11 protein-coding genes are annotated in these 13,503 nt (G+C 55.6%); all 11 read right to left on the bottom strand.

Annotation, left to right across the window (positions count from 1 at the left end; translation table 11 throughout):
• Positions 1-58 precede the first annotated feature (58 nt).
• The 11 genes from pnp to IT971_RS21855 all read right to left on the bottom strand — a co-directional run bounded on the left by pnp (position 59) and on the right by IT971_RS21855 (position 13,459).
• The gene (gene pnp, locus IT971_RS21905; RefSeq protein ID WP_063092200.1) at positions 59-2,185 is read right to left on the bottom strand and encodes a polyribonucleotide nucleotidyltransferase; all 2,127 of its coding nucleotides are present in this window, start codon (positions 2,183-2,185) and stop codon (positions 59-61) included.
• Positions 2,186-2,407: 222 nt separating this feature from the next.
• Positions 2,408-2,677: a 30S ribosomal protein S15 gene (rpsO, locus tag IT971_RS21900; protein ID WP_007088414.1), complete on the bottom strand. Its 270-nt coding sequence runs from the start codon at positions 2,675-2,677 to the stop codon at positions 2,408-2,410.
• A gap of 17 nt (positions 2,678-2,694) precedes the next feature.
• A complete protein-coding gene (gene truB / locus IT971_RS21895) occupies positions 2,695-3,621 on the bottom strand; it encodes a tRNA pseudouridine(55) synthase TruB (RefSeq protein ID WP_007088415.1) in 927 nt (308 codons plus the stop codon).
• Positions 3,621-4,040 carry a 30S ribosome-binding factor RbfA gene (gene rbfA, locus IT971_RS21890; protein ID WP_007088416.1) on the bottom strand — a complete coding sequence of 140 codons (420 nt, stop codon included), beginning with the start codon at positions 4,038-4,040 and terminating at the stop codon, positions 3,621-3,623. Before rbfA ends, truB begins: the two co-directional genes overlap by 1 nt.
• Positions 4,041-4,057: 17 nt before the next feature.
• Positions 4,058-6,718, bottom strand: coding sequence for a translation initiation factor IF-2 (gene infB / locus IT971_RS21885; RefSeq protein WP_063092201.1), 2,661 nt, complete (start codon positions 6,716-6,718; stop codon positions 4,058-4,060).
• A gap of 80 nt (positions 6,719-6,798) precedes the next feature.
• Positions 6,799-7,389, bottom strand: coding sequence for an RNA-binding protein (locus tag IT971_RS21880; protein WP_007088418.1), 591 nt, complete (start codon positions 7,387-7,389; stop codon positions 6,799-6,801).
• A gap of 19 nt (positions 7,390-7,408) precedes the next feature.
• A complete protein-coding gene (gene nusA, locus IT971_RS21875) occupies positions 7,409-8,968 on the bottom strand; it encodes a transcription termination factor NusA (protein WP_037989105.1) in 1,560 nt (519 codons plus the stop codon).
• Between the two features lie 9 nt (positions 8,969-8,977).
• Positions 8,978-9,517 (bottom strand): ribosome maturation factor RimP, encoded by a 540-nt coding sequence (rimP, locus tag IT971_RS21870; protein ID WP_082822658.1) that lies wholly within the window; start codon positions 9,515-9,517, stop codon positions 8,978-8,980.
• A gap of 156 nt (positions 9,518-9,673) precedes the next feature.
• Complete coding sequence (locus IT971_RS21865) at positions 9,674-10,276, bottom strand: biliverdin-producing heme oxygenase (RefSeq protein ID WP_063092202.1); 603 nt, start codon at positions 10,274-10,276, stop codon at positions 9,674-9,676.
• A 100-nt stretch (positions 10,277-10,376) separates the two neighbouring features.
• Positions 10,377-11,714: an HlyD family type I secretion periplasmic adaptor subunit gene (locus IT971_RS21860; RefSeq protein WP_063092203.1), complete on the bottom strand. Its 1,338-nt coding sequence runs from the start codon at positions 11,712-11,714 to the stop codon at positions 10,377-10,379.
• On the bottom strand, positions 11,711-13,459 hold the full coding sequence (locus IT971_RS21855; RefSeq protein WP_082822649.1) for a type I secretion system permease/ATPase: 1,749 nt from the start codon (positions 13,457-13,459) through the stop codon (positions 11,711-11,713). The genes IT971_RS21860 and IT971_RS21855 overlap by 4 nt, the downstream gene beginning before the upstream one ends.
• Positions 13,460-13,503 lie beyond the last annotated feature (44 nt).

Genomic DNA, 13,503 nt, shown 5'->3' with positions numbered 1-13,503 from the left:
GCATTTGGAAAACCGGACGGCGTGTTGTTGTTATCGCCGTCCGGTCTATCAGATCGGATTATTCAGCGTCGCCGGCGTCGAGATCGGCACCGGTTTCCTGGTCAACGCGTTTCATCGACAATTTGATCTTGCCGCGATCATCAAAGCCAATGACCTTGACCTTGACCGCGTCGCCTTCCTTGACGATATCCGAAACCTGTTTGACGCGTTCCTGCGCCAGTTCGGAGATATGGACCAGACCGTCGCGCGCGCCAAAGAAATTGACGAATGCGCCAAAGTCGACAGCCTTAACAACCTTACCATCATAGATATGGTTCAATTCAGGTTCCGCAACGATCGATTTGATCCAATCGACTGCCTGTTTGCCTTTTGCACCGTCGGTATGTGCAACAGTGATCGAGCCATCGTCTTCGATATCGACCTTCGCACCGGTTTCTTCGCAGATTTCGCGAATGACCTTGCCGCCCGACCCGATAACGTCACGGATTTTGTCACGCGGGATCGAGAACTGGGTGATGGTCGGTGCATTGCCCGAAACTTCACCACGTGCTTCCGGAAGCGCTTTGGACATTTCGCCAAGGATGTGCAGACGGCCGTCACGGGCCTGGCCGAGTGCGATCTGCATGATATCCGGGGTCACCGAGGTGATCTTGATATCCATCTGCAGCGAGGTGATACCTTTTTCGGTACCGGCAACCTTGAAGTCCATATCACCAAGGTGATCTTCATCACCCATGATGTCGGACAGAACGGCAAAATCATCGCCTTCCTTGATCAGACCCATGGCAATACCGGCAACCGGACGTGCCAGCGGAACACCGGCATCCATCATCGCAAGCGAGGTTGCGCAAACGGTCGCCATCGAGGACGAACCATTCGATTCGGTTACTTCAGAAACGATACGAATGGTGTAAGGGAAGGCGTCCTTGCCCGGCATCAGCGGGTGCAGGGCACGCCATGCCAGTTTACCATGACCGATTTCACGACGGCCCGGCGAACCCATACGACCAGCTTCACCAACCGAGTAGGGCGGGAAGTTATAGTGCAGCATGAAGTTTTCGCGATATTCGCCGTCAAGCGCGTCAACGATCTGTTCATCCTGACCGGTGCCAAGGGTGGCAACGGCAAGTGCCTGGGTTTCACCACGGGTGAAAATCGCCGAACCGTGTGCACGCGGCAGAACCGAAACTTCGCCAAGGATCGGGCGAACGTCAGCACCTGTACGGCCATCAATACGTTTGCCGGTTTTCAGGATCGCACCGCGAACGATGTCTTTTTCCAGATCCTTGATGATCGACGAAACCTTGCCTTTCAGGGCATCGGCAATTTCTTCTTCGGCCAGTTTTCCCGCAATCGCGGCTTTGGCGTCAGAAACAGCAGCCGAACGCTCCTGCTTGACGACATGGCTGTATGCTTTGGTCAGTCCATCGGTGCCAAGGGCAGCGACTTTTTCGACCAGCGCATCATAGCCTTCCGGCAGTTCTGCAATGTCGCGCGGCTCTTTCGCGGCATCTTCGGCCAGCGAAATGATCAGATCAAGAACCGACTGGAACTGCTCGTGACCGAATTTAACGGCGCCAAGCATGATTTCTTCCGAAAGCTCGCTGGCTTCGGATTCAACCATCATCACACCGTCACGGGTACCGGCAACAACCAGATCAAGGTCGCTTTCCTTAACCGACTCGGTTGCCGGGTTCAGGATATATTCGCCGTCTTTGTAACCGACGCGCGCAGCACCGATCGGGCCAAGGAACGGCAGACCGGAAATGGTCAGCGCCGCAGACGCACCGATCATCGCAACCACGTCCGGATCGTTTTCCATGTCATGGGACAGAACGGTACAAACGATCTGGGTTTCGTTACGATAAAGCGGGTGGAACAGCGGACGGATCGGACGGTCGATCAGACGCGAAACCAGAGTTTCCTTTTCCGAAGGACGGCCTTCACGCTTGAAGAAACCACCCGGGATTTTACCGGCAGCAAATGCTTTTTCCTGATAGTTCACGGTCAGCGGGAAAAAGTCGATATCCGGGCGCGGTGATTTCGCGCCAACAGCGGTACAAAGCACAACGGTCTCGCCGTAGGTGACCATGACGGCACCATCGGCCTGACGCGCGACCTTACCGGTTTCGAGAACCAGCTTGGCATTGCCCCACTGCATTTCCTTGCGGACGACATTAAACATTATTTTCTCTTCCTCTTACAAACCTTCAGCGGACCCGGATAGTCATACACGAGTTCCGAACACATTAATTATGAGGCTTTCATAAAAGCTGCATAATTAATGGGTCCGGACCAAGCAAAGAGGTCGGCCCATCCGACCCTGCTTCCCCGTGTTTCCCGATCCGCTCGGGACATTAAAAAAACGACGGCGGAGGGGATCAACCACCTCCGCCGCAGTTCGATATCAGCGGCGAATACCGAGGCGTTCGATAACGGTCTCGTAACGCGACTGGTCTTTGCGCTGCAGGTACTTCAGCAGACGACGGCGCTGGCCAACCATCATAAGAAGACCACGACGGCTATGGAAGTCGTGGTTATGTTCTTTCATGTGTTCGGTCAGGTTCTTGATCCGCTCGGTCAGGATTGCAACCTGGACTTCGGGGGAACCGGTGTCACCGTCTTTCTGAGCGTATTCTTTGATCAGCTCAGCTTTGCGTTCAGCAGTAATCGACATCAGGCATCCTTTCGCCTTTAGAGATTAAAAACACGTACAGGCCGGATTTCGCCGCCACTTATCTCCGCCAACGCAACCGCGCGGTCATGGAGCATGGCGCAGACGATATCGTCCTGCACGACGGGGGTTTCGAGGGCACTGCGTTTTGCCACCGGCAACAACCCGACAGGTTGCCCACTCGATAGCCGCTGCGCCTCGACTTCGGTCAGGGCCAGCGCCGGGATGTCGTCCAGCGCGGTCTCGACCGGAAGCAATTTCTCCAACACCGCATCCGGATCCATTTCAAGCAACTCCGCAAGCGGAATGGAACTCGTTTCAGGAAACGGCCCCGCCGACGTGCGGCGAAGGGCGGATATATGGCCGACAGAACCCAGGCGCAGCGCAATATCGCGCGCCAAAGACCGCATATATGCCCCTTTGCCCGAAACAACTTCGAGAACGGCATGATCGCGATCCGGCATATCGACCAGTCGAAGATCCTTGATCAGAATCGGACGCGGTTTAAGCACCACGTCTTCATCGCGACGGGCAAGATCATAGGCACGCTTGCCATTAACCTTGATCGCCGAAAACTTTGGCGGCACCTGCTGGATTTCGCCAATAAACTCACCCAGCACGGCCTTTATTTCGTCTGCATCCGGACGATGATCCGAGGTGGCCGTAACCTCGCCCTCGGCATCGTCGGTGCTGCGTGCTTCGCCGAATTTAAGCGTCACACGATAACTTTTGCTACCATCCATGACATAGGCAACCGTTTTTGTCGCCTCGCCAAATGCAATAGGCAGGACACCACTCGCCAATGGGTCAAGTGTCCCGCCGTGACCGGCCTTTGCCGCATCAAGCAGACGACGCACCTGATTGACCACCGTCGAAGAGGTGATTTCCAAGGGCTTGTCGACTGCCAGCCAGCCATTGATGCTTCTACCGCGACGCCGACGCGCCATCAGTCGTCCTCATTCTCATGGTCGTCCGACCGGTCCGCCGCAAGATCCTGTGCGACATGCGGGTCACGCAGGAGGGCACCGATATGGTCGGCGACATCGAAACTTTTGTCTTCCACAAAACGCAACGCCGGTACGTATTTCATATGAACCGTACGCGCCACATGGGTACGCAAATGGCCCTTCTGCCGCGTTAGCGCCTTAAGCGAGGTTTCCGCCTCGCCCCCGCCAAGCGGCGTAAAGGATACCATGGCATTGCGCATATCCGGGCTCAAACTGACGCCGGTAATGGTTACCGGGCGCCGGGTCAGGTCCGGGTCATAAATATCTCCGCGCTCAAGTGCCTGCGACAGGGCTTGGCGGATTTCCTCCGCCACGCGCAACTGTCGCTGACTTGGTGCTTTGGCCGGTTGCTTCGCCATATCGTCAATCCACCGTCTTAAAGTTCGACGGCGATTTCCTCCTGCTCGAAGCACTCGATCATATCGCCGACCTGCAGGTCATTATACTTGGCGAATGACATGCCACATTCATAGCCCTCGCGGACTTCTTTTACTTCATCCTTGAAGCGACGCAGTGTCGACAGCTCGCCCGAATGGATCACGACGTTGTCGCGAAGCAGGCGAACGCCCGCACCACGCTTGACGGTACCCTCGGTAACCATACAACCGGCAATCTTGTTGCCCGAGATAGTAAAGATGTCGCGTATTTCTGCGTACCCCAGGAACTTCTCGCGAACTTCCGGCGACAGCATGCCCGACAGCATCTTTTTGATGTCGTCTGCAACATCATAGATGATCGAATAATAACGAATGTCGACATTGTCGCGACGGGACTGTTCACGGGCCTGCTGATTGGCACGCACGTTAAAGCCGATGATCAGCGCATTCGACGCACGCGCCAGCGTGACATCGGACTCGTTGATCCCGCCAACGCCGCTATGCAGGACGCGTACACTGACTTCTTCGTTACCCAGCTTCTGCAGGGTACCGATAAGCGCTTCGACAGAACCCTGCACGTCACCTTTGATAAGGATCGGCAGTTCCTTGACGTCGCCCGAGCTTGAGAACATGTTCTCAAGTGCCGATTTCTTCATCGCAGCAGCCTGCGTTTCACGGATGCGACGCTGACGATAGTCGGAAATCTCACGCGCTTTGGCTTCGTTTTCGACAACAACGAAGTCATCACCGGCAGACGGCACGCCGTTCAGACCGGTTACTTCGACCGGCATGCCCGGAATGGCTTCTTCGATGCGAACGCCATGATCGTTGACCAACGCACGAACGCGGCCCCACTCGGCACCCGTAACAAAGATATCACCGTTTTTAAGCGTACCGCGCTGAACCAGAACCGTGGCAACCGGGCCGCGACCTTTTTCCATGCGGGCTTCAACCACAACACCGTCAGCAACACGTGCCGGGTTGGCTTTAAGGTCAAGAACCTCGGCCTGAAGCAGAATGGCTTCTTCCAGCTCGGTCAGGCCAAGGCCCTGTTTGGCGGAAACTTCAAGACACTGAACTTCACCGCCCATTTCCTCGACGACGACTTCGTGCTGAAGCAGTTCGGTTTTAACCTTCGACGGGTTTGCACCCGGTTTGTCGATCTTGTTGATCGCGATGATCATCGGCACACCGGCTGCTTTCGCATGGCTGATGGCTTCGATCGTCTGCGGCATGACCGAGTCGTCAGCAGCAACAACCAGAACGACGATGTCGGTAACCTTGGCACCGCGCGAACGCATTTCCGTGAAGGCAGCGTGGCCCGGGGTATCGATGAAGGTAATCTTCGATCCGGTTTCCATCGTCACCTGATAGGCACCGATATGCTGGGTGATGCCGCCAGCTTCGCCACTGACAACGTCAGTTTTGCGCAGGGCATCAAGCAACGAGGTTTTACCATGGTCAACGTGACCCATGACGGTCACAACCGGCGGACGACCGATCAGCTGATCTTCATTGTCAACGGCACTGACCAGCGCTTCTTCAACATCGGCATCCGAAACGCGTTTCATCTTGTGGCCGAATTCCTCGACAACCAGCTGTGCGGTATCGGGATCAAGGCTTTGGTTGATGGTTGCCATAACGCCAAGGCCCATCAGGCACTTGATGACGTCGGCAGCACGTTCAGCCATACGGTTGGCAAGTTCCTGAACGGTAATAACGTCCGGAACGATAACATCACGCACGATTTTCTCTTTCGGCTTCTGCTGACCCTGCATACGGGCCTTTGCTTTTGCCTGCTGACGCTTGATCGAGGCCATCGAACGACGACGGCCACCTTCGTCACCGGTCATAGCATTATTGATCGAAAGCTTGCCACGACGGCGACCTTCGTCACCCTTCGTACGCGCGGCACGGCCAAGAGCTTCTTCTTCGGCGCGTTTGCGTGCGGCTGCGGTACGGGCTTCTTCCTCGTCCAGTTCCTTGCGGCTTTTCGGCTTGACGGTGGACGGATCGGCACGACGGCGTTCTTCCGGAACCAGCGGTTCTGCCGGTTCGCCAGGAATGATTTCTTCCTGTTTCTTGGCAACAGCAGCAGGCTTCGGTTTGGATTTGCCTTTGGTCGTCGATGCTTCAAGGGCTTTCTCGACTTCTTCTACAGAAACCGGGGCATCCTTTTCCAGCACAGGGGTTTCTGCCGCAGCAGCTTTTGCTGCTTCGGCCTCTTCCTGTTTACGACGTTCGGCTTCTTCTGCCTTGCGCTTGCTTTCCTCAGCGGCACGTACGGCTGCTTCGGCTTCTTCCTGCTTGCGGCGCTCTTCGGCTGCTTTCAGGGCAGCCATGCGTGCTGCACGCTCGCTATCGGTAAGATTGCCGTGGTCTTCAACCGGTTCCGGTTTGGCAACCGGTTCGGGTTTTGCCGCCGGCGCCGGTGCGGCAGCTTGCTGCTGCTGTTCAGCAACCGCATCCTTCTTCACTTCACGGAAGCGGCCGGATTCGTTCTTTTCGAAAGTCCGCTTCTTGCGCACTTCGACAGTCACAGATTTGGACCGTCCATGCGAGAAGCTTTGCCGTACCTGCCCAGCCTCGACCGTCTTGCTCAGTTCAAGTTTCGATCTGTTGAGGCTCAGCGGTTTCTTCTCCTGATCGCGATCACTCATAATCCGTCCAACTTCCTCATTTCCTGCGGGACCGGCATCCTTTGCCTGTCCTGTCCTGTCCGTTCTGCGCAAGCCTGCCTTCAGACCGCGCGAAATCCTTCTAGCCGCCTAAGCGAGCGACTTAACTGTTTTGCCAGTCCACCTGGCGCAACAGCCACATGTACTGCTTTTTCGCGGCCAAAGGCCGCGCCAATCTCGGCAGCATCCAGAACGGTATAAATCGGCAGATCCCGGGCTTTCGCCTCGATCTTCGATTTTCCGTCCGCAGCACCATCTCGGGCTGCCAATATCATTGCCGCGCCCTCGTCAATCTGGGCCCTGACTTTTTCGTAACCGGCAACCGCCTGACCGGCTCTGCGCGCAAGCGACAGCAGATCGAGACTTTTCTGAAGCAAAAGCTTCTCGATCCGGTCTGCCAGCGCAGGATCAATCACGACTTTTTGCCGCGCCGCCTTGGCAAAGGCATTTTTTGCACAGGCGGTATTTATCACATCCCGCGACGGGCACAACCATAATCCCCGTCCAGGCAACCGTTCCTCAAGGTCGGGAACAACCGAATCATCCGGTCCGATCACAACCCTGAGAAGGTCTTCCTTAGGCCGGACTTCGCCGGTGACGATACACCGGCGCTCCGGAACCTCGGCTACCTTGCCGCCTTTACGGTGCGACATGGCGTCCTCCGATCAGCCCTCAGGCGTCTTCGCCTTCTTCGGCATCTTCGGAAACTTCTTCTTCAAGTCCTTCGAACCAGCCAAGCTGACGACGCGCGTCCATGATCAGGTCATTGGCCTGATCCATGGTCATGTTGTCCGCATCACCGACATATTCGATCAGCTCGTCGCTTGCGAGATCCGCGAAGTCCTCAAGGGTTTTGACATCGTTCTCGCCCAGGCGAACAACAACGGCCAGCGACAGTCCGCCAAATTCGACGAGGTCATCGGCAACCTTAAGCTCTTCACGACGCTTCTGAAGACGTTCGGCTTCTTCGGCAAGGAAGTTACGAGCGCGCGTGCGCAGCTCTTCGGCGATTTCTTCTTCGAAACCTTCGATCTCTGCCAGTTCGGCCAACGGCACGTAACCGACTTCCTCGATCGAGGTAAAGCCTTCGGCGACCAGAAGATGGGCAATGACTTCATCAACATCAAGTGCCTTGATGAACATCTCCGCCCGTTTACGGGCTTCTTCCTGGCGACGTTCGCTTTCGTCTTCCTCGGTCAGGATATCGATATCCCATCCGGTCAGCTGGGACGCCAGACGCACATTCTGACCACGACGGCCAATGGCCAGGCTCAGCTGATCGTCGGGGACGACAACCTCGATACGATTGGTTTCTTCATCAAGAACAACCTTGGTGACCTCGGCCGGAGCCAATGCGTTCACAACGAAGGTTGCCGGGTCTTCCGACCACTGGATGATGTCGATTTTTTCGCCCTGAAGTTCGCCAACAACAGCCTGCACGCGCGAACCACGCATACCGACACATGCCCCGACCGGGTCGATTGAGTTATCCGACGACTGAACGGAAATCTTGGCGCGCGAACCCGGATCACGGGCAACCGATTTGATTTCGATAATACCGTCGTAGATTTCCGGAACTTCCTGGGCAAACAGTTTTGCCATGAAAGTCGGATGGGTACGCGACAGGAAGATCTGCGGCCCACGCTGTTCGCGACGCACATCAAGGATCAGCGCACGAACGCGATCACCCTGACGGACAGTTTCACGCGGGATCAGTTCTTCGCGGCGCAGAATGGCTTCTGCACGGCCCATATCGACCAGAACATTACCAAACTCGACTCGTTTGACGACGCCGTTGATCACTTCACCGGCACGGTCTTTATATTCTTCGAACTGACGCTCACGTTCCGCATCACGGACCTTCTGCACGATAACCTGTTTTGCGGTCTGCGCAGCAATACGTCCGAAATCGATCGGCGGCAGCGGATCAATCAGGAATTCACCAAGCTGGATATTTTCGTTGCGAATACGCGCCTGTTCCAGCGACATCTGGGTGAAGTCGTTTTCGATATCATCCGTGACCTCGATGAAACGGGCCAGCTTGATTTCACCGGTTTTACGGTCGATATGGGCACGGATGTCATGCTCGTGGCCATATCTGGAACGGCCGGCCTTTTGGATGGCCTGTTCCATTGCGCCAAGAACTTCATCACGATCAATGCCCTTTTCACGGGCAACGGCATCTGCAACCTGCAAAAGTTCCGGCCGCGGCATTCCCGAAGTTGCTTCCATATCCAACCTCTATTCTGCGTTTTCGTCAGACCGGCCCTTGCCGGTGACATGCGCGATCAATTCATCCGTCAGCACCAATTTCGACTTTGCGATATCGGCCAACGGCAACAATTCACGTTCGCCATCGACAATCAGGGCGACCGCATCATCCTCAACTCCATCCAGCTTTCCGCTGAAACGGCGACGGCCATTCTGGGCCATCACCAGCTCGACCTTTGCCTCGAACCCGCGCCAGACATCAAAGTCCTTGGCACGGGTCAGCGGGCGGTCAATACCCGGTGAACTGACTTCAAGGTGATAAGCCCCGGAAATCGGGTCCTCGACATCCATCAGGGCAGAGACGGTACGGCTGATTTCGGCGCAATCTTCAACATTGATGCTGCCGTTGCCATCCGCACGATCTGCCATGATCTGCAAGACATTACTGTCCTTGCCCATCATGGACACACGTACCAGTTCGAAACCCAGCGCATTGATCGACGGCTCGATAATCTCCGTGATCCGCATCATCAGCGGGTCTTTCAACTGTTGTCCGATCAGCTCAGCCATATAGCGATGCCATACCCCAAAAAGCACAAAAGAGCGGGCGAAGGGCCCACTCTTTGTCAGAATTTACAAAAAGCTTGGCGGCTTTATACAGCCGACTTTGCCAGAAATCAAGTCACGATCCTGTCTCTGCAAGCCTTTCAACCAAGGGATTTGCGCCTATGCGGCAAGCTTGCGATCTTCGATCAAAAGGGTTCGGAAAAAGTCAAAGGCAGCAATAGCACCATCAATCACTTCCTGTTCTTGTTTAGCGCTTAAAGCCAAGCCATTGACCTGATCAACAAATTCGCGCCAATGCTTGCCGCGACCGTCTTCGTGCCCAGCCAGGTGACGGGCACCAAACTCGGCATTCAGCCCGATATTTCCGGCTGCTTTCAGCAAAAATGCCGCCCCAAGCGACGAACCTTCACAAACATATAACCATCCCAGACGACCCATTCCGGTTTGGGGAACAGGAAATGGTTTGGTATTTTCAGGTAGGCTGCATTGCAGGTCTGCAAGATCTGCACAGACATGATCGAACCGACTGCGCATCGAAAGCCCGGGTATCAGGGCGTTCAGGTCACTGGCGTCATAAAGCGGTTTTACAGCGCGGTGAAACACATACTGCATCCCGACAAACCGGGCGTAGTTATCGCGGCTTTCAAACGGTGCCATTTCCATCACCATGTCATCGATGTGCTGATGGTCGCCGGTTGTTGCCTGTTTGAGGTTCTGAAGGCGGGTTTTTATCACACCGTCTGCTGTTATATCCAAAGTCATCCCGATTACCTTTCGTCCCTGTCCGCAAATGCCGCATGAATTCGCAGCCCTTCAAAGCAGAAACGATTCGGGGCGTTCGATATCCGAAACCGGTGAAAAATTATTCTTCGCGGAACGCGCGGGCAAACTGATCGGTAAGTGGTTTGGCAAGATAGCTAAGTGCGGTGCGATCCCCCGTTGCGATAAAGGTTTCAACCGGCATGCCGGGCATCAGACCTTGCCCATCAAGTTTTTCCATCTCGCCACCGGCAATTTTCACCCGGACATTATAGTAGGTTTCGCCTGTCAGTTCATCGCGTGAAAGGTCCGCTGCCACAAAGGACACCGTCCCGGAAAGTTCCGGTGTTGTGCGCTGATTAAAGGCAGTAAAACGCAGCATCGCCTTTTGCCCTGGATGGACCTGATCAATATCGCGCGGGTTGGTTCGGGCTTCGATCACCAGCTCATCCTGATCAGGCACAATCCTCATGATCCGGTCCCCGCCCGCAACCACGCCGCCAATCGTATGTATCGTCATCTGATAGACCGTCCCGTCATAGGGGGCTCGGATGTCGACACGACGCAGTTGATCGCGCAACGCAACCTGCTTTTGCATCAATTCGGCCAATTGTTGATCAATTTCACCCAGTTCCGTCAGGACTTCTGTTTGGCGGTTCCGGTCAAGCTGCAGGATCGACATTTCTGTTTCCGAGATTTGCATGCCGGTCGCGGCAATCTGTGCCGTCAACTCCCCATGTTTGCCCCCCAGACTGGCGCGTTCACGACGCAATGCCGCAACACGGGTAATCGGTACAAGCTGCTTTTTGTAAAGCATTTCAAGCCCGTCAAGTTCATCGCGAATATGGCGGCTTTCTTCTTCATTGGCAGCTTTCTGGGCCTCAAGCCCGATGATCGTCTCCGAAAGCTGCAACAGTTTTTGCTGAAGCTGGTCCTTTTCACCCTCCAGACTTTTACGCCTTGCTTCGAATAGTTTTGTCTCGGCCGCAACCAGCTCAACGATTGCCAGGTCCTGCATACGGGCCTCGAACAAATCGGGCACAGCAACGATTTTCGCTTCGTTCCGTTCAGCAACCAGTCGCATTTTGCGTGCCCGCAAGGCATCGATCTGGCTATCGACAATGCCAAGGCTTGCGCGTGCCATCGTATCGTCCAGCCGGATCAGAAGATCACCGGCCTGCACCCGATCCCCGTCACGCACGTGGATTTCACCAACAATGCCTCCGTCAGGGTGCTGCACATCCTTCACATTGCTTTCGACCACCAGTTTGCCGGTGGCAACCACCGCCCCGGAAAGATTGGCCAACGCCATCCAGCTTCCCAAACCAGCAAACAATGCCAGCATCACGGTTACGCCAAACAGGGTATGTCGGCGCAAACTATGCATTGCAGGGCTGACGAATGGAGTTTTTGACGACGTGTGCGACTGTTTTCGGCTCATGCGCTTTCTCCGACCTGGCGCATGGTTTTGCGCAGAATGTCGTCACGCGCACCAAAGGCAATCTGGCGTCCATCCTGAATAACCATCGCCAGATTGACCGTTGCCAGTGCGCCGGGGCGATGGGCAATCATGACAACAATCGCCCCGCGTTGCCGGGCCAGACGGACCGCTTCGATCAGGGCCTGTTCCCCGGCACTGTCGAGACTGGAATTGGGTTCATCAAGGACAATCAGGAACGGATCACCAAACAGGGCACGCGCCAGCCCGATCCGTTGGCGTTGCCCACCCGACAAAATAAGCCCGCCACTTCCGATCAGCGTGTCATATCCCTTGGGCAGAGACAGGACCATGTCATGCACCCCGGCCAATTGCGCGGCCTTAACGATTGCCGCAGAGTCCACATCGCTACGTAGCCTCGCAATATTGCGGGCAACAGTATCGTCAAACAGATCGACGTCCTGCGGCAAATAACCGACATGCGCCCCCAGCCGATCCGGCTCCCAGTGATCAAGCTCCGCCCCATCCAGGCGGATGGTGCCATTCTGGATCGCACCAATCCCGACCAGTGCGCGACCGAATGTAGATTTCCCCGATCCGCTTGGCCCAATAATGCCAAGCCCGTCGCCTGCTTTCAGGAACACGTCGTTGATGCGCAGCAATACGCGCCCCGGTGCGGCCAGCTTTCCTTCCACCCGCTTTGCAGGGGCCCGAACGATCAGATTGGAAACATGCAGGCTTTGTTGCGGGGCAGGCAGTTCGAGGCGTTCAGACGTTTTTTGTGTGTCGGCAAAGCAGCGTTCAAGACGTTGGCGCGATTGACGGGCACCAACAAATCCGCGCCAGTTGCCAATCGCCTGTTCGACCGGGGACAATGCCCGCGCTGTCAGGATTGAGGCGGCAACCATCACACCCGGTGTGACTTCCTGCAGGATCGCCAGATACGCACCAAGTGCCAGAACGCCGGACTGCATCGCAAGGCGAATGACCTTGATATAGGCCGAGAAGGTCGAATTGACGTCACCGACACCGGTATTGTCTCGTAAATACCTGTCATTCAAACGTGCCCAATAGTCTGTGAAACTCGCCAGCATGCCCATCGCGAGAATGGCTTCGGCATTTCGACGCCCAGCTTCGACAAGATTTGCACGTGAAACGGCTTGGCAGTTCATCCGTTCAACCTGGCGACGGGTGGCAAGCTCGCCGATCAATGTCAAAATCACCAGAATGATACCGCCAATAAGGGCAAGAAAACCAAGCCAGGGATGAAAAGCAAAAACGATCCCCAGAAACAGCGGCATCCAAGGCATATCGCAAATCGCAATAGGACCCGCACCACCCAGAAACTGTCGGATTTGATCAAGATCGTTGAGCGGCCTTAAGGTTGCATTATCATTTCGCAGCACCTGATCAAGAGTGGTTGCCAGCGCCAACGGTCCGACCTGCTCATCCACCCGCCAGCCAATCCGCACCAGCATCCGCGCCCGAAGCGCATCGACAGTTCCCAGAAACAGATATAGCGCCAGCATCAGAACAACGAGCGCGACGAGCGTCGGCATACTGCGACTCGCCAGAACCCGATCATAAACCTGCAGCATGAAAAGCGGCCCGGTCAGCATCAGGATATTTGACACGCCGCTTAACGCCGCGACCGACAGGAACGCTCCGCGCACGGATCGAATGGCGGCCGCCAACGGCGAGAATACGGACGATTTGGACAAATGTTGCGAATGGACCTGTTCGAACACGCTGTTTCCATTCCGGAAAAGAAAAAGATAGGATGAGGTGGGCA

The organism is Thalassospira sp. B30-1, from assembly GCF_015767575.1.
GTDB lineage: Bacteria > Pseudomonadota > Alphaproteobacteria > Rhodospirillales > Thalassospiraceae > Thalassospira > Thalassospira xiamenensis.
The sequence above is the reverse complement of the archived record's forward strand: the minus strand, read 5'-3'. Positions and strand labels throughout refer to the sequence as shown.

Coding starts and splice junctions, on each gene's coding strand:
- truB (WP_007088415.1), bottom strand. CDS start 3,621: ATGGCGCGTCGGCGTCGCGGTAGAAGCATCAATGGCTGGCTGGCAGTC.
- IT971_RS21880 (WP_007088418.1), bottom strand. CDS start 7,389: ATGTCGCACCGTAAAGGCGGCAAGGTAGCCGAGGTTCCGGAGCGCCGG.
- pnp (WP_063092200.1), bottom strand. CDS start 2,185: ATGTTTAATGTCGTCCGCAAGGAAATGCAGTGGGGCAATGCCAAGCTG.
- IT971_RS21860 (WP_063092203.1), bottom strand. CDS start 11,714: ATGAGCCGAAAACAGTCGCACACGTCGTCAAAAACTCCATTCGTCAGC.
- rbfA (WP_007088416.1), bottom strand. CDS start 4,040: ATGGCGAAGCAACCGGCCAAAGCACCAAGTCAGCGACAGTTGCGCGTG.
- rimP (WP_082822658.1), bottom strand. CDS start 9,517: ATGGCTGAGCTGATCGGACAACAGTTGAAAGACCCGCTGATGATGCGG.
- IT971_RS21865 (WP_063092202.1), bottom strand. CDS start 10,276: ATGACTTTGGATATAACAGCAGACGGTGTGATAAAAACCCGCCTTCAG.
- rpsO (WP_007088414.1), bottom strand. CDS start 2,677: ATGTCGATTACTGCTGAACGCAAAGCTGAGCTGATCAAAGAATACGCT.
- infB (WP_063092201.1), bottom strand. CDS start 6,718: ATGAGTGATCGCGATCAGGAGAAGAAACCGCTGAGCCTCAACAGATCG.
- nusA (WP_037989105.1), bottom strand. CDS start 8,968: ATGGAAGCAACTTCGGGAATGCCGCGGCCGGAACTTTTGCAGGTTGCA.